This is a genomic window from Brevundimonas sp. UBA2503 (genome assembly GCF_002341485.1).
Taxonomy (GTDB): domain Bacteria; phylum Pseudomonadota; class Alphaproteobacteria; order Caulobacterales; family Caulobacteraceae; genus Brevundimonas; species Brevundimonas halotolerans.
In genome coordinates this window covers 3,781-28,228 of the sequence record NZ_DDOD01000016.1, presented here as the reverse complement: position 1 = coordinate 28,228, position 24,448 = coordinate 3,781, and the positions used below count along the sequence as shown (strand labels likewise).

The 24,448-nt window shown below is 67.7% G+C and carries 22 protein-coding genes; 9 read left to right on the top strand and 13 right to left on the bottom strand.

Annotation, left to right across the window (positions count from 1 at the left end):
• Positions 1–10 precede the first annotated feature (10 nt).
• The 5 genes from B4K74_RS07605 to purQ form a co-directional block, all read right to left on the bottom strand.
• Positions 11–1,579, bottom strand: a complete 1,569-nt coding sequence (locus B4K74_RS07605; RefSeq protein WP_286692435.1) for an alkaline phosphatase D family protein — start codon at positions 1,577–1,579, stop codon at positions 11–13.
• Between the two features lie 574 nt (positions 1,580–2,153).
• A complete protein-coding gene (locus tag B4K74_RS07600; RefSeq protein ID WP_286692434.1) occupies positions 2,154–2,507 on the bottom strand; it encodes a DUF305 domain-containing protein in 354 nt (117 codons plus the stop codon).
• Between the two features lie 4 nt (positions 2,508–2,511).
• Positions 2,512–4,707: a phosphoribosylformylglycinamidine synthase subunit PurL gene (gene purL, locus B4K74_RS07595; RefSeq protein ID WP_286692433.1), complete on the bottom strand. Its 2,196-nt coding sequence runs from the start codon at positions 4,705–4,707 to the stop codon at positions 2,512–2,514.
• Between the two features lie 33 nt (positions 4,708–4,740).
• Positions 4,741–5,550: a hypothetical protein gene (locus tag B4K74_RS07590; RefSeq protein ID WP_286692432.1), complete on the bottom strand. Its 810-nt coding sequence runs from the start codon at positions 5,548–5,550 to the stop codon at positions 4,741–4,743.
• 44 nt (positions 5,551–5,594) lie between these two features.
• Positions 5,595–6,257: a phosphoribosylformylglycinamidine synthase subunit PurQ gene (gene purQ / locus B4K74_RS07585; protein WP_286692431.1), complete on the bottom strand. Its 663-nt coding sequence runs from the start codon at positions 6,255–6,257 to the stop codon at positions 5,595–5,597.
• A 143-nt stretch (positions 6,258–6,400) separates the two neighbouring features.
• Between purQ and B4K74_RS07580 the strand changes: the two genes are divergently transcribed.
• Positions 6,401–6,769 carry a hypothetical protein gene (locus tag B4K74_RS07580; RefSeq protein ID WP_286692430.1) on the top strand — a complete coding sequence of 123 codons (369 nt, stop codon included), beginning with the start codon at positions 6,401–6,403 and terminating at the stop codon, positions 6,767–6,769.
• An 8-nt stretch (positions 6,770–6,777) separates the two neighbouring features.
• On the opposite strand, the gene B4K74_RS07575 is transcribed toward B4K74_RS07580, so the two are convergent.
• The 3 genes from B4K74_RS07575 to purC all read right to left on the bottom strand — a co-directional run bounded on the left by B4K74_RS07575 (position 6,778) and on the right by purC (position 8,297).
• Entirely contained in the window at positions 6,778–7,242 is a 465-nt protein-coding gene (locus tag B4K74_RS07575) for a YbhB/YbcL family Raf kinase inhibitor-like protein (RefSeq protein ID WP_286692429.1), read from the bottom strand.
• A 63-nt stretch (positions 7,243–7,305) separates the two neighbouring features.
• Positions 7,306–7,539: a phosphoribosylformylglycinamidine synthase subunit PurS gene (gene purS / locus B4K74_RS07570; protein WP_123287232.1), complete on the bottom strand. Its 234-nt coding sequence runs from the start codon at positions 7,537–7,539 to the stop codon at positions 7,306–7,308.
• Entirely contained in the window at positions 7,539–8,297 is a 759-nt protein-coding gene (purC, locus tag B4K74_RS07565) for a phosphoribosylaminoimidazolesuccinocarboxamide synthase (RefSeq protein WP_123287230.1), read from the bottom strand. Before purC ends, purS begins: the two co-directional genes overlap by 1 nt.
• A gap of 281 nt (positions 8,298–8,578) precedes the next feature.
• Here purC and B4K74_RS07560 point away from each other — a divergent pair, with 281 nt between their 5' ends.
• Positions 8,579–8,902 (top strand): DUF1476 domain-containing protein, encoded by a 324-nt coding sequence (locus tag B4K74_RS07560; protein WP_123287228.1) that lies wholly within the window; start codon positions 8,579–8,581, stop codon positions 8,900–8,902.
• Between the two features lie 142 nt (positions 8,903–9,044).
• Here the strand turns inward: B4K74_RS07560 and B4K74_RS07555 are convergent, their stop codons facing one another.
• Together B4K74_RS07555 and purB are read right to left on the bottom strand one after the other, a co-directional pair.
• On the bottom strand, positions 9,045–9,632 hold the full coding sequence (locus B4K74_RS07555) for a fasciclin domain-containing protein (RefSeq protein ID WP_123287226.1): 588 nt from the start codon (positions 9,630–9,632) through the stop codon (positions 9,045–9,047).
• Positions 9,633–9,785: 153 nt separating this feature from the next.
• Complete coding sequence (gene purB / locus B4K74_RS07550; protein WP_123287224.1) at positions 9,786–11,084, bottom strand: adenylosuccinate lyase; 1,299 nt, start codon at positions 11,082–11,084, stop codon at positions 9,786–9,788.
• A gap of 92 nt (positions 11,085–11,176) precedes the next feature.
• Between purB and B4K74_RS07545 the strand changes: the two genes are divergently transcribed.
• Positions 11,177–11,830: a glutathione S-transferase family protein gene (locus B4K74_RS07545; protein ID WP_286692428.1), complete on the top strand. Its 654-nt coding sequence runs from the start codon at positions 11,177–11,179 to the stop codon at positions 11,828–11,830.
• 183 nt (positions 11,831–12,013) lie between these two features.
• Here B4K74_RS07545 and B4K74_RS07540 read toward each other — a convergent pair whose 3' ends face one another.
• Positions 12,014–13,666: a lytic transglycosylase domain-containing protein gene (locus B4K74_RS07540; protein ID WP_286692427.1), complete on the bottom strand. Its 1,653-nt coding sequence runs from the start codon at positions 13,664–13,666 to the stop codon at positions 12,014–12,016.
• A gap of 127 nt (positions 13,667–13,793) precedes the next feature.
• Complete coding sequence (locus B4K74_RS07535; RefSeq protein ID WP_286692426.1) at positions 13,794–14,657, bottom strand: uracil-DNA glycosylase; 864 nt, start codon at positions 14,655–14,657, stop codon at positions 13,794–13,796.
• A gap of 126 nt (positions 14,658–14,783) precedes the next feature.
• Here B4K74_RS07535 and B4K74_RS07530 point away from each other — a divergent pair, with 126 nt between their 5' ends.
• The 4 genes from B4K74_RS07530 to B4K74_RS07515 all read left to right on the top strand — a co-directional run bounded on the left by B4K74_RS07530 (position 14,784) and on the right by B4K74_RS07515 (position 20,220).
• The gene (locus B4K74_RS07530) at positions 14,784–16,541 is read left to right on the top strand and encodes an electron transfer flavoprotein-ubiquinone oxidoreductase (protein ID WP_286692425.1); all 1,758 of its coding nucleotides are present in this window, start codon (positions 14,784–14,786) and stop codon (positions 16,539–16,541) included.
• Positions 16,542–16,658: 117 nt separating this feature from the next.
• Complete coding sequence (locus B4K74_RS07525) at positions 16,659–18,377, top strand: tetratricopeptide repeat protein (protein WP_286692424.1); 1,719 nt, start codon at positions 16,659–16,661, stop codon at positions 18,375–18,377.
• A gap of 5 nt (positions 18,378–18,382) precedes the next feature.
• The gene (locus B4K74_RS07520; protein ID WP_286692423.1) at positions 18,383–19,261 is read left to right on the top strand and encodes a 4-(cytidine 5'-diphospho)-2-C-methyl-D-erythritol kinase; all 879 of its coding nucleotides are present in this window, start codon (positions 18,383–18,385) and stop codon (positions 19,259–19,261) included.
• Between the two features lie 35 nt (positions 19,262–19,296).
• A complete protein-coding gene (locus B4K74_RS07515; RefSeq protein ID WP_286692422.1) occupies positions 19,297–20,220 on the top strand; it encodes a hypothetical protein in 924 nt (307 codons plus the stop codon).
• Positions 20,221–20,329: 109 nt separating this feature from the next.
• Here the strand turns inward: B4K74_RS07515 and B4K74_RS07510 are convergent, their stop codons facing one another.
• Positions 20,330–21,091 (bottom strand): polysaccharide deacetylase family protein, encoded by a 762-nt coding sequence (locus B4K74_RS07510; RefSeq protein WP_286692421.1) that lies wholly within the window; start codon positions 21,089–21,091, stop codon positions 20,330–20,332.
• A gap of 106 nt (positions 21,092–21,197) precedes the next feature.
• Between B4K74_RS07510 and B4K74_RS07505 the strand changes: the two genes are divergently transcribed.
• Complete coding sequence (locus B4K74_RS07505) at positions 21,198–22,085, top strand: glycine--tRNA ligase subunit alpha (protein WP_286692420.1); 888 nt, start codon at positions 21,198–21,200, stop codon at positions 22,083–22,085.
• Positions 22,085–24,394 carry a glycine--tRNA ligase subunit beta gene (gene glyS / locus B4K74_RS07500; protein ID WP_286692419.1) on the top strand — a complete coding sequence of 770 codons (2,310 nt, stop codon included), beginning with the start codon at positions 22,085–22,087 and terminating at the stop codon, positions 24,392–24,394. The genes B4K74_RS07505 and glyS overlap by 1 nt, the downstream gene beginning before the upstream one ends.
• The last annotated feature ends 54 nt before the right edge of the window (positions 24,395–24,448 follow it).

The following is a 24,448-nucleotide window of genomic DNA, read 5'->3' as shown; positions in this document are numbered from 1 at the left end:
GCCTGATCCCTTAAGCCGGCACCACGCGGGGATCGCCCGACGCGACGGCGAAGGTCGCCCGGGTCGACAGCGTGCCCGACCGGTCCGACACCTTGTCCAGCACCTTGAACTCGGTCTGCCAACGCTCGGCGGTCACGTCGCAGACGGCGTAGCCCCGCTGGGCATTGTTGAACTTGAGGAAGGGGTTGTCCTCCAGATAGCGGCGGCCGTCGGCGCGCTGGTCGGTGCCGTCGCCGGACGAGCTGATCGAGGTGGTGACGAACTCGCTGGCCACCGGGGCCCCGGACGGATCGCGGCCGTCGATGTGCAGCTCGCCGGCATAGTTCTGATGCTCGTCGCCGGTCAGGACGACGAGGTTGTCGATACGCCGGTCGCGGACGCGCTCCAGCAGGCGGCGGCGCGGGATGGCATAGCCGGCCCAGGTGTCGAGGTTATAGCCGGGCTCGGGCCCTTCGCGACGCTCCAGATCCATGACCATGATCTGCTGGGCCAGCACCTTCCAACGGGCCTGTGAGCGGTCGAGGTTGCGGTACAGCCACTGCTCCTGGGCCTCGCCCAGCACCTGGGCGTTGCGGTCGGTCACCCCGGCGCAGGTGGTGGCCCAGCGGTCGTCGCAGGGCTGGTCCGAGCGGTACTGACGGGTGTCCAGCAGGTTGAGGTCCAGCAGATTGCCCCAGCCGACCTGACGGTACAGCTGCAGCGACGCGCCCCTGGGGAAGGCCGAGCGGCGGACGGGCATATTCTCGTACCAGGCCTGCATGGCGGCCTGCTGACGCAGCAGGAAGACCTCGGGCGGGGTGCCGTCCTGGTCGAGGGCCGAGACCCAGTTGTTGTCGATCTCGTGGTCGTCCCAGGTGCAGAACCAGGCGGTCGAGGCGTGGCTGGCCTGAAGGTCGGCGTCCATCTTGTACTGGGCATAGCGGCGCCGGTAGTCGTCGAGGCTGTAGATCTCGCCGCCCAGATGCTGGCGGGGGTTCTCGAAGGTGCCGCCCGAGCCGTTGTAGAGGCGGCTGGAACGGCCCTCATAGATGTAGTCGCCGTAGCAATAGATGAAGTCGAAGCGCTCTTCGGCGGCCTTGCGGTGGGCGGTGTAGAAGCCCTGCTCATAGGCCTGACAGCCGAGCACGCCAAAACGGGCGCGGTCGACGGTGGCGCCGGCGGCAGGGGCGGTTACGGCGCGGCCCGTGGCGCTGCGCTCACGCCCCGCGACGAAACGGTAGAAATAGGGACGGCCGGGCTCGAGACCCTCGACCTCGACATGGACCGCGTGGCCCAGTTCCGGGCGGGCCAGGGCTTCACCCGAGCGGACCGGGCTGGAAAAGCCGGTGTCGGTCGCGACCTCCCACTTCACCGGGACGGCGGCCGAGGGCATCCCGTGGCCGATCTCGAGCGGGTGGGGCGCCAGCCGCGTCCAGATGACAAAGCCATCCGGCAGCGGGTCGCCCGAGGCCACACCCAGCTGGAACGGATAGTCGATGAAGATCGGATCGGCGATGACCCGCTGGGCCCCCGACAGCGCCACGCCCCCCATGCCGAGGGACAGCATCATCTGACGACGGGACAGGGACGGCAGGCGCATGGGGAAGCTCCGGAGGGGTAAGGCGATCAGGCTAAAGCGCGATTGTGACGGCAGATGCGGGGCAGGGGGAGGGGGAGGGCGGGAATTCAGAGGGTGGGGGTGGGGAAAAACACCGTCTGAATGGTCTGAAGGGTCTGAAACTGGGGAAGCGGGTCGGGTGTTTTTCCTTCTCCCGATGGGAGAAGGTGGCGCGTGAGCGCCGGATGAGGGGTGGCGCTGTCCGTCGGCGAACGCCGTGGCAGGACCAGTGCGACGGCTCACGCCGAAGGACACGGTGAACCCCTCACCCCCTGCCCCCTCTCAGGCTCCGCGCTGCCCTTCGGGTCCCCACGGAGAGGGGGTAAGAAACACCGTCTGAACCGTCTGAATGGTCTGGAATGGCTGCGCCTCCGTCGACCGGTCTATGGCAACCGGACAGTATGGGTGACCTCGGGACCAGGGCGCGCAGAACGGTGCGGGAGGCGGTGGGGGTGTTGAAAGAGCGGGGGAATTCGGGGGCGGGCCTTATAGTTGAACGCCCGAGCCCAGCATTCCCGGCCCTTCTCCCCTTGCGGGAGAAGGGCACGAGGGCTGCCTACCGCCCCGCCTGCCAGGCGCGCAGCTCGGCGAGTTCCGTGGTGTGGGTGTCGAGGGTGGTCTGGGCGAGGCGGCGAAGGTCCGGATCCTGCGACTGATCGAGGACACTGCGGGCCGTGGCGATGGCCGCTTCGTGGTCGGCGATCAGGGCCGAGGCGAGGGCCGGCTCGGCAGAGGGCGCGACGGGGGCCGGGGCCGGGGTCTGGCGCTGCTGTTCCTCGGTGGTCTTGAGCGCCGCCGCGTGCCGTTCGGCCGAGGCGTCGCGCAGGGCCTGCTGGACCGGATCGCCGCCGCCGTCGCAGGCGGAGAGGGCCAGGGCGAGGGCGGGGAGGGCGATCAGGGCCAGACGCATCGGACTATCCTTGAATCCAGTTGGGCATCCAGCCTTCGTGCATTTCGCGCAGGTGGTCGAGCGGAATGCGGAACAGGTCGCCGGACATGAAGTCGCGGCCCCTGGCGCGGCCGACGACCGAGGCGTGCAGGCCGGCGGCTTGGGCTTCGGCAATCAGGGTCGAGGGATCGGCGACGGCGACCAGATAGCGGGCCTGATCCTCGGCAAACAGCAGGATGTGGGCGTGCTCGGCCGAGGTGGCGTCCAGCTCGATACCGCAGTCGGAGGCGAGCGCGATGTCGGCCGCCGCGCCGATCAGGCCGCCGTCGGAGAGGTCGTGGACGCAGGTCAGGGCGCCGGCCTCGATGCGCTCCCGCACGAAGTCGCCAGTTTTGCGCTCCAGCGCCAGATCGACGGGCGGGGGGGCGCCGTCCTCGCGGCCCAGCACTTCGCGGAGATAGAGGGAGGCGCCCAGCTCGCCGCGGGTCTCGCCGATCAGGACCAGGGTCTCGCCCTCGGCCATGCCGCCAAAGCCGACGGTGACGTCATAGTTGGGCAGCAGGCCGACCGCGCCGACGGTCGGGGTCGGCGGAATGGCGACGCCATTGGTCTCGTTATAGAGGCTGACATTGCCGCTCACGACCGGGAAGTCGAGCACGCGGCAGGCCTCGGCCATGCCGTCGATGGCACGGACGATCTGGCCCATGATCTCGGGCCGCTGCGGATTGCCGAAGTTGAGGTTGTCGGTGATGGCGATCGGGCGGCTGCCCACGGCGGTCAGGTTGCGCCAGGCCTCGGCCACGCACTGTTTGCCGCCTTCGTAGGGGTCGTTCTGGACATAGCGGGGGGTGCAGTCGCTGGTCACGGCCAGCCCCTTGTCCGTGCCGTGGACGCGGACTACGCCCGCGTCGGCGCCGGTGGCCGAGTCGTGCAGGGTGTCGGCCATGACGTGGCGGTCGTACTGCTCCCACAGCCAGCGCTTGGAGGCCATGTCGGGGCAGCAGACCACGTTCAGCACGGCGTCGGGCCAGCTGTCGGGGGCGGGCACGTCCTTGGGATCGATCCGGGGATGCAGCTCGGGCTGGACCCAGGGCCGGTCATAAAGGGGGGCGTCGTCGAACAGGGGCGCCAGTGGCACGTCGCAGACGACCTTGCCGTGATGGTTCAGGACCAGACGGCCGGTGTCGGTGGTGCGGCCGATGACGGCGGCGTCGAGGCCCCACTTCTTGAAGATGCGGTAGCCGTCTTCCTCGCGGCCCGGCTTGAGCACGGCCAGCATGCGCTCCTGGCTTTCGGACAGCATCATCTCATAGGCGGTCATGCCGGTTTCGCGCTGGGGCACGGCGTCCATGTCGAGCTCGATGCCGACACCGCCCTTGCCCGCCATCTCGACCGAGGAGGAGGTCAGGCCGGCGGCGCCCATGTCCTGGATGGCGGCGACGGCGCCGGAGGCCATCAGTTCCAGGGTCGCCTCGATCAGAAGCTTTTCGGCAAAGGGGTCGCCGACCTGGACGGTCGGGCGCTTCGACTCGGACTCATCGTCGAACTCGGCCGAGGACATGGTCGCGCCGTGGATGCCGTCGCGGCCGGTCTTGGACCCGAAATAGACGACCGACAGGCCGGGCCCGGGGGCAGCGGAGTAGAAGATGCTGTCGGCCCTGGCCAGGCCCACGCACATGGCGTTGACGAGGATGTTGCCGTTGTAGCCCCGGTGGAAATTGGTCTCGCCTGCCACGGTCGGCACGCCCACGCAATTGCCATAGCCGCCGATGCCCGAGACGACGCCCGACACCAGACGCCGGGTCTTTTCATGCTCGGGATCGCCGAAGCGCAGGGCGTTGAGCAGGGCCACGGGCCGCGCGCCCATGGTGAAGACGTCGCGCATGATGCCGCCCACGCCCGTCGCCGCGCCTTGATAGGGTTCGATGTAGGAGGGGTGGTTATGGCTTTCCATCTTGAAGATGCAGGCATCGCCGTCATCGATGTCGATGACGCCGGCGTTCTCGCCCGGACCGCAGATGACGCGGGGGCCCTTGGTCGGGAATTTGCCGAGGTGGACCTTCGAGGATTTGTAGGAGCAGTGCTCGGACCACATGACCGAGAAGACGCCCAGTTCGACGTCATTGGGCTCGCGCCCCAGACGGTCGAGGACCACCTGATACTCGGCGGGGGACAGGCCGTATTCGGCGGCCAGTTCGGCCATGGATTTCGATGCGCTCATGGCTGGCGCTTCTAGCGAGGTTCTTGGCCGGAGTCAGCCTTGGGGATCGGCCGGCGGCGTATTTCTGGCAGGCTGGAGGCGGAAGCTGAGGATGACGGCAGCGACCAGCACGGCGACGGCCGCGGTCAGGGCGACATAGGCCAGCAAGTCATTGCGCGGCTGCTCGGCCACGAACACCGCCAGCAGGCCCCAGGCTATGGGCAGGGCATAGGCGATCTGGCGCAGGCGGGCGGTGACCGCGAGGGCAGTCACGCTGACGACGACGACGGCGATAATGGCCCACAGCGTCGGCGGCAGGACGTCGGGAAGGGCCTGATTGCCGGTCACGACGGTCAGCAGATTGACCGGGGCGGCTATGGTCAGCCAGCCGGACAGCATCATCAGCGGCCAGGCGGTCAGCCACAGTTCGGGGTTCTTGCGTCCGAGCGCGCGGATCTGACGGGCCTTGAGCAGCAGGGGGATCAGGATCACCAGCAGGGAGGCGAAGATCAGGATGATGGTGGTGGTCTCGGCATCCAGCGCCGCCGCGACAACCCACCAGCCGATGCCCAGCAGGGCGCCGACGGCGGGCCAGCCCATGGCCTCGGTCAGGGGGCGGTCCCGGCCCTGCGGCAGGAGCTGGAACACGGCATGGGCGAACAGGCCGAGATAGATGAGGCCCCAGATGGCAAAGGCATAGCTGGCGACCTTGAGGGTCTCGTCGCTGTCAGCCGAGAACTCCGCCGGGCTCTGGCCCCAGCCGAAGGCGGTCTGGGAATAGCCGATGGCAATGGCGAAGATCACCGCCGACAGCAGGATCAGGCGGCGGAGGAGGGCGGTCGAGAGAGCGTCGGGCGTTTGCATGACGGCATTACGCACCGGAACGGCAAAGGTTCAATAGGGGGGCGCTATGCCGCGTCCAGAACGCTGCGGAACAGGGTGGCGCCGTCGACGGAGCCCAGCTCGGCCTCGAAGGCGCGGTCGGGGTGGGGCATCATGCCCAGCACATTGCCGCGCGCATTCTGGATGCCGGCGATCGAATTGACCGAGCCGTTGGGGTTGTCGACATAGCGGAACACGACCTGGCCCTCGCCCTCGATCCGGGCCAGGGTCTCGGCGTCGGCGAAGAAGTTTCCGTCGCCATTGCCCTGGGTCATGATGACCTCGGACTGGTCCTGATAGCCGGCGGTGAAGCGGGTGTTGCGGTTGGCGATCTCGAGCGAGATCGGCTTGCAGACATATTTCAGCCCGGCGTTCTTCAGCAGGGCGCCGGGCAGCATGCCGGCCTCGCACAGGATCTGGAAGCCGTTGCAGATGCCGACCACGGCCACGCCGTCGTCAGCGGCCTTCCTGACCGCCTGCATGATCGGCGACTGGGCCGCCATGGCCCCGCAGCGCAGATAGTCGCCATAGGAAAAGCCGCCCGGCAGGACGATCAGGTCCAGCCCCTCCGGCAGGGAGGTGTCCTGGTGCCAGATCATGTCGACGCGCGCGCCGGTCGATCGCTCGACGGCGACCTTGCAGTCACGATCACAGTTGGACCCGGGGAAGACGATGACGGCTGCGCTCATGGCGCGGGCGTGTAGCAGGGTTCGCGGGTGTTGTCAGGAGCCGAGCCGGGGCGCGCGACAGGCCGATGCAGAAAAGCCGTGGCGGACGCGCCGGAAGCCTGCTTCTATCCCGGTCTGCCCCTTTCACTCCCTCCGAGCCTCCCATGCGCCTTCTTGCCCTGATCGGTGTTCTGACCCTGATGGTCGCCAGCGGAGCCATAGCCCAGGCGCAGATGACGGTGCGCGAGTTCAACCAGATCGCCGCCAATGCGCCCCGGGATCCGTCGGCATTGCTGCGGCCGTCCGTCAGGCGCGCCGCCAACGCCGTGCAGGGCGCTTTCGAAGCGGCGCGGGCCGAGGAGGCCGCCGCCCGCCGCGCCGGCCGGGCGCCGCCGTTCTGTATGCCCGAGCGGATCCGCCTGTCGCCGGACGAAATCGTGGCGCGCATGCAGGCGGTTCCGGCGGCGCGGCAGAACCAGACCCTGAATCAGGCCGTCAGAGCCTGGATGGTCGAACGCTACCCCTGCCGCTGAGGCCGGCCTCAGCCCGCGTTCTCGTAGGTCGCGGTGATCGACGCCTTGGCCAGGGTGTGGAAATGCAGGTTGAAGCCGAATACGGCGCCTGAATTGTCGGGCGTGACGTCCAGCCGGTCGGTGTCGACGGCGAAGACGGTGAAGATGTAGCGGTGCGGGCCGTGGCCGGGGGGCGGGGCGGCACCGCCAAAGCCGGGCTCGCCGAAATCGGTGCGGCCCTCGACCGCGCCGGAGGGCAGGGGACCGCCCGCCGGGATTTCGCTGACGTCGGCGGGGATGTTGGCGACCGTCCAGTGCCAGAAGCCCGAGCCGGTCGGCGCATCCGGATCATAGCAGGTGATGGCGAAGGACCTGGTGCCCTCGGGCGCGCCCGACCATTTCAGATGCGGCGAGGTATTGCCCTTCGCCTGGACCTGGGCGTCGGGCAGAAGGCCGCCGTCGGTGACGTCGGTGGAGGTGAGGGTGAAGGTCATGGAGGCTCCTGTCGCTACGGGTCCCATTGAAAAGGGGAGGAAGGCAGCGGGGTTCCCGAACGCCTACTCCACCTCGATGCGGTAGCTTTCGATCACGGTGTTGGCGAGCAGGGTGTCGCACATCTTTTTGACCTCGGCCTCGACGTCGTCGCCGGCGTAGTCGAACTGGATCAGCTTGCCGACGCGGGCCTCGCTGACGCCGGTCCAGCCCAGACCATTGAGGGCGCCCTCAACGGCCTTGCCCTGCACGTCCAGCACGCCGGGCTTCAGGAAAATGTGAACCTTTACTTTCGCCATCAGTGCAGTCCCCCCTGAATCACGGTCGGCATATCCTTCATGATGCCGAGGCGGCGGGCCACCTCGGTATAGCTTTCAATGACATTGCCCAGGTCGCGGCGGAAGCGGTCCTTGTCCAGCTTTTCGCCGGTGGTGGAATCCCACAGGCGGCAGCTGTCGGGGCTGATCTCGTCGGCAAGGATGACGCGGCTGAAGTCGTTTTCCCAGATGCGGCCAAACTCGATCTTGAAGTCGATCAGGGTGATGCCGACGGCGCCGAACATGCCCGACAGATAGTCATTCACGCGGACGGTCATGGCCAGGATGTCGTCCAGCTCCTGGGTGGTGGCCCAGTTGAAGGCAGTGATGTGCTCTTCGGTGACCATCGGGTCGTTGAGCTCATCCTTCTTGTAGTAGAATTCGATGATCGAGCGGGGCAGGGGGGTGCCTTCCTCGATGCCGAGGCGCTGGCTCATCGAGCCGGCCACGACGTTGCGGCACACGACCTCGAGCGGGATGATCTCGACCTCGCGGATCAGCTGCTCGCGCAGGTTCAGCCGCTTGATGAAATGGTTGGTCACACCGATGCCGTTCAGGCGCGACATGACGAATTCGCTGATGCGGTTGTTGAGGACGCCCTTTCCCTCAAGCTGGGCCTTCTTCTCGCCGTTGAAGGCGGTGGCGTCGTCCTTGAAATACTGGATCAGGGTGCCGGGCTCGGGCCCCTCGTAGAGGATCTTGGCCTTGCCTTCATAGAGCTTCTTGCGCTTGGCGTTCATGTGCATTCCGAAGGCCGGATCACCGGCGGGACGAAGGATCTCGCGGGCTGGAATTGCCGTTCGGACCGGGACAATCCGGGGCGAAACACAAAGGGCAAGGCCAGCCGTTGAGGGGGAAGGGATGGTGGCCCTCCTTAGCGGAAGCCGGGGCGGGTGACAAACCTTGGACAGGCGTCGATCAGCCTGCCTGCGACAACGACTTTTGTTGCGTTCGGTCACGGGCGGGGTATAGACCGCCCTGCGCGCCAATACGGGGCTCGCGACAGGAGCATTTGACGCCCATGACCACCTTCGACGATCGGGAAAAAGGGTTCGAGTCCAAATACGCCCTCGATCAGGAGCAGGAGTTCAAGGTCATGGCCCGGCGCAACAAGCTGCTGGGTCTGTGGGCGGCCGAGAAGATGGGCCTGTCCGCCGAAAGCGCCGAGCAATATGCCGCCGCCGTGGTCCGCGCCGACTTTGAGCAGCCGGGCGAGGAAGACGTGTTCCGCAAGATCGCCGGCGACTTCAAGGGCGCCGGCCTGACCGCTTCGGAAGGCGAAATCCGAAGCAAGATGGACGAACTGTCCTCCATCGCCCGCGATCAGGTCCGCAACGAGGCCTGATCGCCTGCCAGTTCAGTCTCTGGACAAGACAATGGCCGCGCCCGTGAGGACGCGGCCATTTTCGTTTGGGTGACTTCATGGATCACCCGGTTCGGTCCCGCGCGACGAAGGATGGGGCCGCGCGGGAACGAGGGTCGCTCGATCAGTTGGGCATGACCACGGTGTCGATGGCGTGGATGATGCCGTTCGAGGCGGCGACGTCAGCAGTGACGACGCGCGAGGTGTTGCCGGCTTCGTCCGTCAGGGTGACCGAACCGTCCACGATGGAGGCGGTCAGGGTGCCGCCCTGGACAGTCGTCAGGGTGGCCGAACCGCCGCCCTCTTCGATCTGCTGGGTCAGGGCCGCAGCATCCACCTGGCCGGGAACGACGTGATAGGTCAGCACGCCGGTCAGGGCGTCACGCTGTTCCGGCTGCAGCAGGCCGTTCAGGGTGTCGGCCGGAATCTTTTCGAAGGCGGCATTGGTCGGGGCGAAGACGGTGAAGGGGCCGGCACCGTTCAGGGTGTCGACCAGTTCGGCCGCCTGGACAGCGCTGACCAGGGTCGAGAAGTCGGGGTTGCTCTGAGCGACGGCGACAACGGTGCCGTCAGCAGCAGGAGCCATGGTGTCGGTCGCGGCCGGTTCCATGGCGTCGGTGGCGGGGGCTTCCGGCTCGCTGTTGCAGGCGGCCAGGCCGAGGATGGCGACGGCCGATACGGCAGTCATGACGCGGGTGCGGGTGAACTTCATTTTCGCTTCTCCTGAGGCGAACCGCGGATTGCGGTACCGGGAGAATTACTGCTCAGCCGCCGAAAGGATGCGTCGCGATCACGTTTTCCGGCGCGACATGTGACCGCACCTGTCTTTTTCGTGATCGGGGATGCATCTGCCCCCGAAGCCACTTCAGGCGCCGAACACCCGGGCGAACACTGTGTCCACGTGCTTGGTGTGATAGCCGATGTCGAACAGGGCTTCGAGATCGGCCTCGGGCAGGATGACCCGGTCATCGGCTTTCAGGAAGTCGAGGAAGACCCCCTCGCCGCGCCAGACCTTCATGGCGTTTTCCTGCACCGCGGCATAGGCGTCCTCGCGCGACACGCCCGCCTGCGTCAGGGCCAGCATGACCCGCTGGCTGTGCACCAGGCCGCCCAGCAGGTTGAGGTTCTTTTCCATATTGGCGGGATAGACGTTCAGCCGCTCGACCACGCCTGCCAGCCGGTGCAGGGCAAAGTCCAGATGGATCGTCGCGTCCGGGCCGATGCCGCGCTCGACCGACGAGTGGCTGATGTCGCGCTCGTGCCAGAGGGCGACGTTTTCCATGGCCGGGGTCACGGCTGAGCGGACCAGCCGGGCGAGGCCGGTCAGGTTCTCGGTCAGGATCGGGTTGCGCTTGTGCGGCATGGCCGAAGAGCCCTTCTGCCCCTTGTCGAAGAATTCCTCGGCCTCCAGCACCTCGGTGCGCTGCAGGTGGCGGATCTCCACAGCCAGACGCTCGACGGAGCTGGCGACCACGCCAAGGGCGGCAAAGAAGGCCGCGTGGCGGTCGCGCGGGATCACCTGGGTCGAGACCGGCTCGACGGCCAGACCCATCTTCTCCGCCACATAGGCTTCGACCGCCGGATCGACATTGGCGAAGGTGCCGACGGCGCCGGAGATGGCGCAGGTGGCAATCTCTTCGCGAGCCGTGACCAGACGGCGACGGGCGCGCTGGAACTCGGCGTGATAGCCGGCCAGCTTGAGGCCGAATGTGACTGGCTCGGCGTGAATGCCGTGGCTGCGGCCGACGCAGGGGGTGAATTTGTGCTCCCTGGCTCGGGTTTCCAGCGCCGCCAGCACCCGGTCGACACCCTCGATCAGCAGGTCAGAGGCGCGCGTCAGCTGGACCGAGAAACAGGTGTCCAGCACGTCGGATGAGGTCATGCCCTGATGCAGGAAGCGGGCCTCGTCGCCCACGATCTCTGACACATGGGTCAGGAAGGCGATGACGTCGTGCTTGGTGGTGCGCTCGATCTCATCGATGCGGTCGGCATCGAAGGTGACGTCCTTGCCCTTGGCCCAGATGGCTTCGGCGGCGCTGGCCGGGATGGTACCCAGCTCGGCCATCTTCGTAGCGGCATGGGCCTCGATCTCGAACCAGATCCGGTATTTGGTCTCTTGCGACCAGATGTCTGTGGCGGCGGGGCGGGAATAGCGCGTGATCATGGGCTGGCGTTTGGGTTGCCGGGCCGGGGGAGTCAAGGTTGCGGCGAATCCGGACCGGGTCCATTCAGTCGCCGAGAGCAAGGGAGCCCATCATGAAGCTGATCCTCGGAGACAAGGCCTATTCCACGTGGTCGCTGAGGCCGTGGCTGATCCTGAAGCGGTGCGGGGCCGAGTTCGAGGAGGGAATGATCGCCCTGAACCGGCCCGATACGGCCGACCAGATCGCCCGCCACGCGCCGGCGGGCAAGGTGCCGGCGCTGGAGGTGGAGGGGGTGACCGTCTGGGACAGTCTGGCCATCGCCCTGTGGGCCGAGGAGCATTACCCCCACGCGCGGCTGTGGCCGGTTGATCCGCCCGCGCGCTGGGTGGCGCGCTCGGTGGTCTGCGAGATGCATTCGGCGTTCGGGACCCTGCGCAATGATCTGGGCATGGGGCCGGATCATCCGATGGTGGGCGATCCGGGCGAGGTGCATCTGCCGTCCGACGCCTTGTCGGCGGAGATTCGGCGGATGGTCGGCCTGTGGATGGATGCCAAGGCCCGGTTCGGGGAGGGCGGGCCCTATCTGTTCGGGGAGTGGTCGGTCGCCGACGCCTTCTTCACGCCGGTGGCGGCGCGATTCCGTCATTTTCGCATCGATCTGGACGCCCATGGCGATGACGGCACGGCGGCGGAATACTGTCGGACCCTGCTGTCCCAGGCCGATTTTCTGGAGTGGAGCGCGGCGGGTCTGGCAGAGATCGGTTAACCGTCACCGAACACCGCATTTTAGGGGAACGATGAGAGGGTCGGGCACGTTCGACAAGGAACGCACCCCCAACCCCCCGAGACCCTCATGTCCTCGCCCGTCGCCCCCGGACCCGTCAGCACCGCCCAGCCCGGCTGGGTCACCGTGGTGGTCAGTATTGTGGTGGCCTGCAGCCTGTGCGCGCTACTGCTCAGCAGCCTGATCTGACGCGGCAGCTTCGGGAGCCTGACCTTCAGGGGCGGGCGGCGGCGGCGGCACGTAATCCAGATAGATGGAAATCGCCGATTGGCCCGTGGCCAGGGCCTTGAGCGTGTTCAGCGGTCGGCCCTGCAGACGCTGGTAGATCCAGTAGGCCGCCATGACCTTTTCGACATAGTCGCGGGCCTGGGGGACATCGATGGTCTCGATCAGCAAAAGGGGGTCGGGGTCTGGCCCCAGCTTGCGCAGGGCGCCCAGCATTGGGCCGGGTCCGGCATTGTAGGAGGCCACGGTCCGCAGGACGTCGCCGTTGAAGGCCGACAGGCCCAACATCTTGATCACATAGGCCTGGCCCAGACGCATGTTCACGCCGGGCTGATAGAGGCGTTCGGGGTCCGAGACGAAGCCGCGATCGCCGCTGAGTTCTGCGGCGGTGGTCGGCATGACCTGCATCAGGCCATAGGCGCCGGCGCCGGAGCGGACGCGCGGGTTGAAGTCGGTCTCCTTGCGGGCGATGGCATAGACCAGCGATTGTTCGATGACGAAGCCGCCCTCGGGCTCCAGCAGCGGCATCGGATAGCGGGCCGCGTCGATGATCTCGGCGTCGCGGGCGCGGGGCGTCAGCTGGCGGGAAAAGGCCCGGCCCAGCGCGGACCACAGCTTGCGGTCCTCTTCGGTGGTCGCCGCGCGCAGGCCGGTGCGGAACTGGTCGCGGGCATCGTCCAGCCGGCCCACCTCGATCCAGGCGACGACGCGGCGGGCCTGGGGATCACGGTCGATGAAGGCGATCAGGCTGTCGTCGTCGATGCGGATGTCGGGGGTGAAGGCGATGGCACGCAGGCCCTCGTCTTCGGTCGCCGAATAGGCCTGAGGCCCCCAGTTCCGGAGAGTCGGCTCGATGTCGAGCTGATAGAGGGCGATCTGGCCATAGAAGGTCGCGGGCCAGGAGGCGGACAGGCGCAGCAGGGTCTCGATCTGCTCCAGCTGGCCCGAATGGGCGGCAGACCGCGCGGCCCAGAAGGCGGCGCCGGCCCGCACCCAGGCATCCTCGGTCGGGTCCCAGGCGACGCGCTCGAAAGCGGTGAAGGCGGCGGGGAAATCCCCCATCCGCCAGGACGCCAGACCCACCACCCACCAGTCGCCGATGGCCATGCCGGTGGCCCGGGCGTCGGCGAGGTTGTCGGCATTGAGGGCGATGCGGGCGGCCTTTGACCCTTCGGACTCGGTCAGGCTTTCCCAGGTGCGGCCATCGACCCGGCGCGGGCGACGCGGCTCGGGCGCGCCGTCAGGGCGTCGGCGGAGGGCCAGGGCATAGACGCGCGGGGCCTCGGGCAGGTCGGCATAGTCCTCCAGCCAAGCGCTGAGTTCTTCGAAGCTGGAGACGTAGTCCGGGTGGAACAGGCGTTCGAACTCGACCTGACCCAGCAGGACACGGTCGTCGGCCTGGCGGGCCGAGGCGCGGGCGGTCTCGAGGTCGCCACGCCTGAGGGCGTCATAGGCATTGGTGTAGCTGAGCCGGTCAGAGTTGCTGAGCACGCGAGGCTGGGCCATGGCCAGGCCGGGCAGGGCAAGGCCGCACACCAGCAGCAGGGCTGCCAGAAGCGTCCGCAATGGCCGTGTGACTGTGCCCGTGATCATGCCGCCCCTTTGAATCGCGCTCACTCCCCGTGTCCCGTATCCGGTCAGCTGCCCGCCGGATATCGACGAAGGGGCAAGGGCGATGCCAGCCCGTAATGCCCCCTAGACGGGGGCAAAAGCTGTCGCCTCAATGGGGCGTTTTTGAGTCAGTCGTCTGAGACGAACCGTCAAGACGGGCGGCAACGGCCAGCAGATCGGCCCAGACCATGGCCTTGGCCTGTGGCTGGCGCAGCAGGAAGGCGGGGTGGAGCGTCGGCATGACGGGGGCAGAGGTGCCGCCCTCGGGCAGGTGCCATTCCCCCCAGGTGCCGCGCAGGCGGGTGATGCCCTCATTGGTGTGCAGGATGGCGCGGGCGGCGGCGGCGCCGACGGTCAGCACCAGCTTCGGCTTCACCAGTTCGAGCGCCCGCGCAACGAACGGGGCGCAGATCGCCTGTTCCTCGGGCGAGGGGGTGCGGTTGCCGGGGGGACGCCAGAAGACGGTGTTGGTGATAACCACCCGGCCCTCAAGCTGCGCGGCCTTGAGCATGCGGTCCAGCAGACGCCCGGCCTTGCCGACAAAGGGCAGACCCTGGGCGTCTTCCTCGGCGCCGGGGCCTTCGCCGACGATCATGACGGGGGCGGTGGCCTCGCCGCGCCAGACGACGGCTTGCCGTGCGCCCATGCCGCTGAGGGGACAGGCCTCGAACCCGCGAATCGCCTCGGTCAGGGATTCCAGAGAATCCGCCGCTTTTGCTGCGGTTCGGGCGAGGGCCACGGCTTCGGCGACCGTGTCGGTTGAGAGCTTGGCCAAAGCAACAGGAGCACGGAGCGGGGTGACGGTGCCGGTCTGGGCGGCGGCCGGGGCGCGGGTCGCCTTGGCGGGCGGCGGCGGGGCGGTTTCGCGCGTCCGATCCACCGGCGCATCGCCGAAACAGTCCTCGACGCCCGCATCGTGCCAGAAGGCCAGAAGCGCGGTCAGGGCATCCGAAGCGGCGGGTGAAGCGTTCATGCAGGCCGGGTCACAGGGTTGATGATTGGGGGTGTAAGCCTTGACCACCCCCACGTCACCTTCTGATAAGGGATCAACAGCGAACCGAACCGGGTTCGGACAGACATTGCAAGGGGAGCCGACCACATGGCCAAGGATGCCACCGAAGGCGGAGCAAAGAACGCCTGGCAGGAAGCCGTCATCGACCGACTGCCCGCGGTGGAGGCCCTGACCGGGGCCGAGCGCGAGGCCATGGAATACGACGTCGTCATCGTCGGGGCTGGTCCGGCCGGTCTGGCCGCCGCCATCCGTCTGAAGCAGAACGCCGCCTCAGACGGGCACGAGGTCTCGGTCGCCGTGCTGGAGAAGGGCTCGGAAGTCGGGGCGCATATCCTGTCGGGCGCGGTTATCGACCCGGCGGGTCTGAGCGAACTGTTCCCCGACTGGAAGGAAAAGGGCGCGCCGCTGGACACGCCCGTGACCAAGGACAGGTTCCTGGTGCTGGGTCCGCAGGGGCAGCTGGACATCACCCTGCTGCCGCAGCCGGCCTATATGAAAAACCACGGCTGCTATGTCGGCTCGCTGGCCAATCTGACCCGCTGGCTGGGTGAACAGGCCGAGGCGCTGGGCGTCGAGGTCTATCCCGGAATGGCCGCCAGCCACGTCGTCTGGGACGAACCGTCAGGCCGGGTCGCGGGCGTGGTCGCCGGCGTGTTCGGACTGGACCGCGAGGGCAAACCGACCGACGACTTCGAGCCCGGCATCGAGGTGCGCGGCAAATATGTCTTCATCGGCGAGGGCGTGCGTGGCTCGCTGGCCAAGACCATCATGGCCCGCCACAATCTGTGCGACATGGCCGAGCCGCAGAAATACGGCATCGGCATCAAGGAGCTGTGGCAGGTGCCGGCCGAGAAACACCAACCCGGCCTGGTGCAGCACACGCTTGGCTGGCCGCTGGACGACAAGACCGGCGGCGGGTCATTCCTGTACCACTTTGGCGATCGCTATGTGTCGGTCGGGTTTGTGGTGCACCTGAACTACAGGAACCCGTTCCTGTCGCCGTTCGACGAGTTCCAGCGCTTCAAGCACCACCCGGCCATCGCCGACCATCTGGAAGGCGGCGAGCGCATTTCGTATGGCGCGCGGGCCATCACCGAGGGCGGCTATCAGTCGGTGCCGAAGCTGGCCTTCCCGGGCGGGGTGCTGATCGGCTGCTCGGCGGGCTTTGTGAACGTGCCGCGCATCAAGGGCAGCCACAATGCGGTGCGGTCCGGCATTCTCGCCGCCGATGCGGCCTTTGACGCGCTGAGGGCCGGACGGTCGGGCGATGAACTGGTCGAATACCAGGCCGCCTATGAGGCCTCGGACATTGCGCGCGAGCTCAAGCTGGTGCGCAACGTCAAGCCGCTGCTGTCCAAATACGGCGCCTTCTTCGGCACCCTGCTGGGCGGGATCGATATGCAGATCACCAGCCTGTTCCGCGGCTGGTCTCCGTTCGGGACGCTGGGCCACGGCAAGACGGATGCGGCCTCGACCGAACCGGCGTCGAAGCACAAGCCGATCACCTATCCCAAGCCGGACGGCAAGCTGAGCTTCGACAAGCTGAGCTCGGTGTTCGTGTCGAACACCAACCACGACGAGGATCAGCCGGCGCACCTGAAGCTGCTGGACCCGTCGGTGCCGATCCAGGTGAACCTGCCGAAATATGGCGAGCCTGCGCGGCTGTACTGTCCGGCCGGGGTCTATGAGGTGCTGTACGACGAGGACGGCAAGTCCAATCCGCGCTTCCAGATCAACGCCCAGAACTGCGTCCACTGCAAAACCTGCGACATCAAGGATCCGTCGCAGAACATCGTCTGGACGACCCCGCAGGGCGGCGGCGGCCCGAACTATCCGAACATGTAGGCTTCGCGCGGGGCGAGGGGGCTCTTGCGGACCGTCGGTAAACCGTGAAGGCTTGATGGTATGAAGCGTCTCTCCCCCCTCGCCGCCTGTTCTGTCCTTGCCCTCGGGTTGGGTTTGATGTCCGCGCCTGCCTTGGCGCAGGAGGCCCCGCCGCTTCCGAGCGGGCGGTCGGTGGAGCTGCCGCCGCCCTCGCGCATGCCCGAGATCTGGGAGGCGGTGCCGGTCGATGACGAGGGGCGGTCGGTCTATGGCCTGTTCCTGGTCGGACGGCTGGCGGCGACCGAGGGCGAGGCGGGCATCGGGGCCGACTATTTGCGTCGGGCCCAGGTGCTGGTGCCGGATATCGAAACCTTGCAGCTTCAGGCCTTTACCTCATCGCTGATCGGCGGCGATCTGGCCTATGCGGGTCGTCTGTCGCCCGAGGGCGAGACGGTGCCGCCGGTGCTGGCCGAGGCCGGGAGGCTGGTCGAGGCTGTGCAGCATCTGGTGCGCGGTGACGCGGCGGCTGCCTATGCGGTGGTGGCCACCCGGCCGATCGGACGCCCGCATGCGCGACCGGGCACCTATGTCACCCCCTTCATCGCGGCGGCGGCCGGCGACTGGGAGCGGGCCCTGGCGCCGGTTCAGGGCCGGGCCAGTGACATCAACAGCCTGTTCCAGCGGTCGCACCGCGCCCACCTGCTCGAACTCCGGGGGGATCATGTCGAGGCGGAGGCCGAGTATCAGCGGCTGATCGCCAGCCGGGGCGGACGCCAGCTGTTCACTCTGGCTTACGGCGAGTTTCTGGAGCGTCGCGGTCGCCGGGCCGATGCCGTGGAACTTTACGACGTAACCCAGGCCGAGGTGGGGGACGATCCGTCGCTTCAGGCCGCGCGGGCGCGCGCTGCGGGGCGGGGTCGTCCGCCAGTCCTGCCGACCCTGCGCGAAGGCACGGCCATGGCGCTGGAGAATGCGGCCCTGCAGGCTAGTATCGAGGGCGGGCACGAGTTCTCCGCCGTCTATCTGCGGCTGGCCTATGCGCTGGTGCCCAATCCGGAGACCCTGCTGAACGTCGGGGTCAGCCTGGCCGAAGGCAATCTGGAGGTGGCGGCCCGCAATACGTTTGCGCGCATCGGCCCGGACGCCGGTCCCTATTATGTCGAGGCGCGGATTCAGTCGGCGCTCAGTTATCAGGAGGAAGACCGGCCAGAGGACGCCCTCGCCGAGCTGAACCGGGCCTTCGCTGCCAATCCCGAGGATCCGCGGGTCGCCTATCTGCTGGCCGGGCAGCTGGCCGATCTGGAACGCTATGAGGAGGCGCTGGAACTGGCCGAAGGGCCGCTGCTGAACACGGCGGATCAGGATTTCTCCGTGCGTTTCCTCCGGGCGGGACTCTATGACGCCCTCGGCCGGCTGGATGAGGCCGAGGCCGAGCTGTGGGCCGCCCTGCAGGCGCGGCCCGATGATCCCAACATCCTGAACTATCTGGGCTATATCTGGGTCGACAGCGGCCGCCGCGTCGATCAGGGCGCCGAACTGATCGCCCGGGCGGCCGAGATCGATCCGGGCAATGCCAATATCCAGGATTCGCTGGGCTGGGCGCGTTACCAGCAGGGCCGCTACGAGCAGGCGGTCGGCATTCTGGAAGGTGCGGTCGACGGTGAACCCGCCAATGCCGTGATCAATGACCATCTGGGCGATGCCTACTGGCAGGTCGGTCGGCAGCGCGAGGCGGTGTTCCAGTGGAACCGGGTGCTGACGCTTGAGCCGGACGCCGAGCTGCGGACCGCCGTGGAGCAGAAGCTGGAGTCGGGCCTGCCCGCCTCTCCGACCGGTTCGGCCAACGGGGCGTCCTGAGCCCCATGCAGTGGGTCGAGGTGGCTCCGGCCAAGATCAATCTGTTCCTGCATGTCGGGCCGGTTGAGGCTGACGGCTATCACCCCTTAAGCAGTCTCGTGGCGTTCGCCGACGTCGGGGACATGCTGATCCTCGACCCGGACGGGCCACCGGGGCTGTCGGTGGTCGGACCGTTTGCGGATGCCTTGATCAGGGACCCGGCCGGGCAGGCGGGCAATCTGGTGCTCCGGGCGCTTGCCGGACTGGGCGCGGCCACCGGTCTTGAGACCTCCTCCCTGTCGTTGACGCTGGACAAGCGGTTGCCCGTGGCCGCCGGGGTGGGCGGGGGCTCGGCCGATGCAGGGGCGGCGCTGAGACTGGCGCGGCGGTATCTGGCGCCGGACCTTGAGGATCCGGTGCTGGTCCAGGTGGCCAGTGGGCTGGGGGCGGACGGGCTCATGTGTCTGGCATCTACTCCCGCCTGGGCCGAGGGGAAGGGCGAGGTTCTGACGCCCGAGCCGCGCCTGCCGACGCTTCATGCTGTGTTGGTCAATCCGGGCGTGCCGTCGCCGACGGGTGCCGTCTACGGGGCCTATGACAGGCTGGGCGTGGGGGGCGCCGACCGTCCGGCAGGCCCGGCCAGTTGGGACGCCGAGGCCGTGATCGGCTGGCTGGCCGCTCAGAGGAACGACCTTGAGGCGCCTGCCCTGTTGAACACCCCCGCAATTGGCACGGCACTGGACGCTGTGCGGGCCGAGGGGCAGGCGCGGCTGGTACGGATGTCCGGTTCGGGCGCTACAGTATTCGGTCTGTACGACGATGCAGCAACAGCAGCCCGGGCGGCCGGGGCGCTGGAGGGGGCTCATCCCGACTGGTGGGTGCGGCAGGCTCGGCTGGGGGCTTAACGGGCCGCAAACCGGTGGTCCGGTAGGATGGCGTCATGAAAACGCTCAGCCCCGACCTGATCGCCCGCTTCGATGCCGTCCGTGCCCGCGTGTCGGAGGCGGATCGCGCCCTTCTGGCCGCCCTTGCGGATGACGCCGCCGCTGCGGCCGCCGCCTCGGCCCCGCACTGGGATTTCGACCAGCCCGGACATCGGGTGGAAGAGGCGCTGTGCGCGGCCTTCGGCACCGGCCTTACTGTCGATCACCGCCGGGCCCTGATCGCCCACTATGCGCTGGAGTTGCCGAAGCGGATCGCGGCCGAGCGCCTGCCGCAGGCCAGTCTGGAGCTCTATCCCGAGTGGATCGGTCGGATGGCGGACTTCCTGACCGCGGCCGCTGACCCCTATGACCGCGACTTCTGGGCCAAGGATGTGCGGTTGTCGCTGGCGCTGAGCGTGCCCGGCGCGCGCACCCAGATGATCGACCTCAGCTCGCCCATGGGCCCCGGACAGGTGCTGCGCCATGCGCGCGAGGGCTGGGGCTGGTCGGTGATCCCGGCCTATGCCGCCGCCCAGGCGTGGAAGCCCTGGCTGGAGGTGCATACCGAGAGCCGCGAGCTGTCCGATTTCAACGAGGCCGGCTGGGACCGGGCCTGGGCCACGGCCGCCGAAATCCTCAAGACCCGTCCGGAGATGGCGGGGATGCTGGGCTCCAGCTGGTTCTATGACCCGCCGCTGGAGCAGATCAGCCCGCGGCTGGCCTATCTGCGGCTCAACCCGCTGAAGCACGGGGCCTTCATGGTCCATCAGGGCCCGGGCGAGATCCACACCGAGCGTGCCGCCACCAGCTCTCCGACCCGCAAGGCCCTGATCGAGGAGGGCAAATACACCGCCCGCTCGTGGATTGTCGCCTGGCCCCGCGCCGCCCTGATCCGCTGGGCCGATGCGCGGAAGGCTTCTCCAGACGTGAAGGCGGCGTAAGTCATAGATCGTCATCTTCGGGCTTGACCCGAAGATCGGTGTCGGCGTGAACGTCGGAAGGTCTGCCCGGACCGATCCTCGGATCAAGTCCGAGGATGACGAGCCTCTTTCAGGCGGCGTTTCGCTGGGTCTGGCGACCCACACACTCCCCCCACGCATGACCCATGGGCAGGATCGTCAGGCCAGCTTGTTTCGCCAGCGTCAGCACCCGATCGAGGTCGGCGGGCGTGCAGCCATAGGGGGTGGGGTGGTCGGAGACATCGTGGGCATAGGCGGTCAGCCAGCCCTTGTTCGTCGCCGCCTCGGCCATCATGGTCGCAAGGTCGTAGCCGGGCAGGCGGCGGCTCTCCATGCCGAAGCTCTTGATCAGCATCCGGTCCTCGCGCCCGAGGCTCAGGCCTTCGCGAACGCCGCGCGCCAGATCGAACCGGTCGCGCAGCACGCGTTTCGCACTGAGGGAGGCATCCCCAAACGGATAGGCAAAGGTCTGCATCCGATAGCCGTCCAGCCGCTCGGCCACCCAGCGGGCGTTGCGGTCCAGACTGTCGATCAGTGCCGGGCCGGCCAGCCGCAGCACGCTGTCGTGGCCGAAGGTATGACATCCGATCTCGTGGCCCGCCGCATGCAGTGCCTGAAGCTGTTCGGTCGTGAACTGGGGCAGGTCCAGATTGGTGCCGCGCTCCAGCCCGCCGCAGACATAATAGGTGGCCCGCACGTCGTGGTCAGCCAGGATCGGTCCGGCGACGCTCCAGGCGCTCTCGGGGAAGTCGTCAAAGCTGAGGCTGAACAGGCCGCGCGCGGGGGCCACGGTTACGGCCTCGATCTCCAGATAGCGGGCGGCGCGCCTGCGGAATTGGTCCAGCTGTCTCATGGCGCCATCCTGCCCGCCGACGCTTAAGGAACGGTGCAGTCGCCTTGTCGCCACGGCCCGGCGCGTCTAGGGTCCGCCGCCTTCTTCCCCGGACGAAATGCCTGACGTGACCACCGAACCTCTTTCGTTTCAGGACCTGATCCTGACCCTCCACAAATACTGGGGCGATCAGGGGTGCGCGATCCTGCAGCCCTATGACATCGAGGTGGGGGCCGGCACCCTGCACCCCGCGACCGTGCTGCGCGCGCTGGGCCCGCGCCCGTGGAAGGCGGCCTATGTGCAGCCCAGCCGCCGGCCCGGCGATGGCCGCTATGGCGAAAATCCCAATAGATTACAGCACTATTATCAGTATCAAGTGATCCTGAAGCCCAATCCGGAGGACCTGCAGGCGCTCTATCTGGGGTCGCTGGAGGCGATCGGGATCGATCCGAAATTGCACGACATCCGCTTCGTCGAGGACGACTGGGAGAACCCGACGGTCGGGGCCTGGGGGCTGGGCTGGGAGGTCTGGTGCGACGGCATGGAGGTGACGCAGTTCACCTATTTCCAGGGCGTCGGCGGGATCGAGGTCGATGTGGTCTCGGGCGAGCTGACCTATGGGCTGGAGCGGCTGGCCATGTATGTGCAGGGCGTTGATAATGTTTACGACCTTCGCTTCAACAAGGACGGCCTGACCTATGGCGAGGTCTTCCTCGAGAACGAGCGCCAGCAGTCCGAGGCCAATTTCCACGGTTATGACGTCGACGGGCTGAAGCGCCGGTTCGAGGACATGGTGGCCGAAGTCGAACGGTTCCTCGCCATGAAGGGCCCGCAGGGTCAGGCGCTGGTGCTCCCGGCCTATGATCAGGTGCTGAAGGCCTCGCACCTGTTCAATCTGATGGATGCGCGCGGGGCCATCGCGGTCGCCGAGCGACAAAGCTACATCGGCCGCATCCGGGATCTCTGTAAGGCCTGCGCCACCGAATGGGTCGAGCAGGAAAGGGGACGTGCGTAATGCCCCAACTCCTCATTGAACTGTTTTCCGAAGAGATCCCGGCCCGCATGCAGGGCGGGGCGGCGCGTGATCTGGAGCGGATGGCGACCGAGCGGCTGAAGGCGGCGGGCCTGACGTTCGAGGCGCTGACGACCTTTGCCGGGCCGCGGCGGCTGACGCTGGTGGTCGAGGGACTGCCGGCGGCGACGCCCGACCGCGAGGAAGAGATCAAAGGCCCGAAGACCAGCGCGCCCGAACAGGCGCTGGAGGGCTTCCTGCGCAAGACGGGTCTCGCCCGCGACCAGCTGGTCGAGCGGGACGGCGTGCTGTTTGCCGTGATCTCGGAGCAGGGGCGGGCGACTGCGGCCCTGATCCCCGAGATGGTCGAGCGGATCGTGCGCGACTTCCCCTGGCCCAAGTCGATGCGCTGGGGCACCGGCACGCTGCGCTGGGTGCGGCCGCTGAAGCGGATCGTCTGCCTGTTCGACGGGGCCGTGGTGCCGTTCGCCATCGACGGCATCGCGAGCGGCGATGTGACCGAAGGCCACCGCTTCATGGGCTCGGGCCAGCCGTTTGGGGTCAAGGATTTCGCGGACTATCGCGCCCGGCTGGAGCGCGAGCATGTGCTGCTGGATGCTACCGACCGGCGGCTGAAGATTCTGGAGGCGGCGCGGGCGGTGTGCCAGGCCCGCGGTCTGGAACTGGTCGACGACGACGGCCTGCTGGACGAGGTCGCCGGGCTGGCCGAATGGCCGACGCCGATCCTGGGCGAGATGGACCCCGCCTTCCTCGACCTCCCGCCCGAGGTGGTGCGCCTGTCGATGAAGGTGCACCAGAAGTATTTCGCGGTTTCTCTCCCCTCGCAAAGCGGGGGGAGTACCGCCGAAGGCGGGGAGGGGGGCGGACGCGCGCAGCGACTCGCCCCGAACTTCGTCGTCGTCGCCAATGTCGAGGCCAGCGATGGCGGAACGGCGCTGGCCGCCGGCAATGCCCGCGTGCTGTCGGCCCGCCTGAACGACGCCCGCTTCTTCTGGGACGAGGACCGCAAGGTCGGCTTTGACGTCTGGGCGAAGAAGCTGGAGGGCGTCACCTTCCACGCCAAACTGGGCACGCTGGCCGAGCGGGTCGACCGCATCGCCGCCCTGGCCCGCGAGATCGCCCCGCTGGTCGGCGCTGACGCCGTTCAGGCCGAACAGGCCGCCCGCCTCGCCAAGGCCGATCTGGCCAGCGGCATGGTGGGCGAGTTCCCCGAGCTGCAGGGGATCATGGGCGGGTATTATGCGCGCCTTGCCCCCACCCCCGCCCTTCAGGCGGACCCTCCCCACAAGGGGGAGGGAGACGGCGCCGATCTCCCTCCCCTTGATGGGGAGGGTGGCCGCGAAGCGGACGGGTGGGGCGACGCCGTCGCCGACGCCATCCGCGACCATTACAAGCCGCAGGGCCCGAACGATGCGGTGCCGACCGCGCCCCTGACCGTGGCCGTGGCGCTGGCTGACAAGCTGGACACCCTGGTCGGCTTCTTCGCCATCGACGAAAAGCCGACGGGCTCGAAGGATCCCTTCGCCCTGAGGCGGGCGGCGCTCGGCGTGATCCGGCTGGTGCTGGAGAATGGGGTGCGGGTTCCTATTACAAGGGTCGTTCTGATGGCGTCGGTGCTGGTTAGGATGGCTGCCGAATACGCTGAAGAAGCACGCGACGATGTTGCCGCTGATCAAGCGCGAGAGCGGGGGCTGGCCGTGCGCAAACCGGGCTTTGATCCGACAGTAGAGGTTCGATACGATCACATTCCCCCGGTTTCCGATGAAAGCTTGGCCGAACTCCTCGCCTTCTTCGCCGACCGCCTGAAGGTCCTCCTCCGCGACCAAGGCCAACGGCACGATCTGGTGGACGCGGTGTTCTCGCTGGGCGACGACGATCTGGTCCGCATCGTGCGGCGGGTCGAGGCGCTGGGGGCCTTCCTCGAGACCGAGGACGGCGAGAACCTGCTGGCGGGCTACAAGCGGGCGTCGAACATCCTGCGGGCCGAGGCCAAGAAGGGCCCGCTGCCCGAGGGCGAACCCGTCGCGCTGGACGGTGCCTCGCCTGAGGAAACCGCCCTGATCGCCGCCGTGTCGAAGGCCGGAACCGAGGTCGATGCGGCGCTGGCCACCGAGGACTTTGCCGCCGCCATGACCGCGCTCAGCCACCTGCGCGCGCCGGTCGATGCCTTCTTCACCGCCGTCATGGTCAACTCCGACGTTCCCGCCGAGCGCGACAATCGCCTGAAACTGCTGGGCCAGGTCCGCACCGTCATGGGCCGCGTCGCCGACTTCGGGAAGGTGGGGGGCTGATCCTTCTCCCCTCGGGGGAGAAGGTGGCTCGCGGAGCGAGACGGATGAGGGGGC

What these genes read in the sequence shown, in the direction of transcription:
- B4K74_RS07605 (WP_286692435.1), bottom strand. Translation starts at nt 1,579, where the DNA reads ATGCGCCTGCCGTCCCTGTCCCGTCGTCAGATGATGCTGTCCCTCGGC.
- B4K74_RS07600 (WP_286692434.1), bottom strand. Translation starts at nt 2,507, where the DNA reads ATGCGTCTGGCCCTGATCGCCCTCCCCGCCCTCGCCCTGGCCCTCTCC.
- purL (WP_286692433.1), bottom strand. Translation starts at nt 4,707, where the DNA reads ATGAGCGCATCGAAATCCATGGCCGAACTGGCCGCCGAATACGGCCTG.
- B4K74_RS07590 (WP_286692432.1), bottom strand. Translation starts at nt 5,550, where the DNA reads ATGCAAACGCCCGACGCTCTCTCGACCGCCCTCCTCCGCCGCCTGATC.
- purQ (WP_286692431.1), bottom strand. Translation starts at nt 6,257, where the DNA reads ATGAGCGCAGCCGTCATCGTCTTCCCCGGGTCCAACTGTGATCGTGAC.
- B4K74_RS07580 (WP_286692430.1), top strand. Translation starts at nt 6,401, where the DNA reads ATGCGCCTTCTTGCCCTGATCGGTGTTCTGACCCTGATGGTCGCCAGC.
- B4K74_RS07575 (WP_286692429.1), bottom strand. Translation starts at nt 7,242, where the DNA reads ATGACCTTCACCCTCACCTCCACCGACGTCACCGACGGCGGCCTTCTG.
- purS (WP_123287232.1), bottom strand. Translation starts at nt 7,539, where the DNA reads ATGGCGAAAGTAAAGGTTCACATTTTCCTGAAGCCCGGCGTGCTGGAC.
- purC (WP_123287230.1), bottom strand. Translation starts at nt 8,297, where the DNA reads ATGAACGCCAAGCGCAAGAAGCTCTATGAAGGCAAGGCCAAGATCCTC.
- B4K74_RS07560 (WP_123287228.1), top strand. Translation starts at nt 8,579, where the DNA reads ATGACCACCTTCGACGATCGGGAAAAAGGGTTCGAGTCCAAATACGCC.
- B4K74_RS07555 (WP_123287226.1), bottom strand. Translation starts at nt 9,632, where the DNA reads ATGAAGTTCACCCGCACCCGCGTCATGACTGCCGTATCGGCCGTCGCC.
- purB (WP_123287224.1), bottom strand. Translation starts at nt 11,084, where the DNA reads ATGATCACGCGCTATTCCCGCCCCGCCGCCACAGACATCTGGTCGCAA.
- B4K74_RS07545 (WP_286692428.1), top strand. Translation starts at nt 11,177, where the DNA reads ATGAAGCTGATCCTCGGAGACAAGGCCTATTCCACGTGGTCGCTGAGG.
- B4K74_RS07540 (WP_286692427.1), bottom strand. Translation starts at nt 13,666, where the DNA reads ATGATCACGGGCACAGTCACACGGCCATTGCGGACGCTTCTGGCAGCC.
- B4K74_RS07535 (WP_286692426.1), bottom strand. Translation starts at nt 14,657, where the DNA reads ATGAACGCTTCACCCGCCGCTTCGGATGCCCTGACCGCGCTTCTGGCC.
- B4K74_RS07530 (WP_286692425.1), top strand. Translation starts at nt 14,784, where the DNA reads ATGGCCAAGGATGCCACCGAAGGCGGAGCAAAGAACGCCTGGCAGGAA.
- B4K74_RS07525 (WP_286692424.1), top strand. Translation starts at nt 16,659, where the DNA reads ATGTCCGCGCCTGCCTTGGCGCAGGAGGCCCCGCCGCTTCCGAGCGGG.
- B4K74_RS07520 (WP_286692423.1), top strand. Translation starts at nt 18,383, where the DNA reads ATGCAGTGGGTCGAGGTGGCTCCGGCCAAGATCAATCTGTTCCTGCAT.
- B4K74_RS07515 (WP_286692422.1), top strand. Translation starts at nt 19,297, where the DNA reads ATGAAAACGCTCAGCCCCGACCTGATCGCCCGCTTCGATGCCGTCCGT.
- B4K74_RS07510 (WP_286692421.1), bottom strand. Translation starts at nt 21,091, where the DNA reads ATGAGACAGCTGGACCAATTCCGCAGGCGCGCCGCCCGCTATCTGGAG.
- glyS (WP_286692419.1), top strand. Translation starts at nt 22,085, where the DNA reads ATGCCCCAACTCCTCATTGAACTGTTTTCCGAAGAGATCCCGGCCCGC.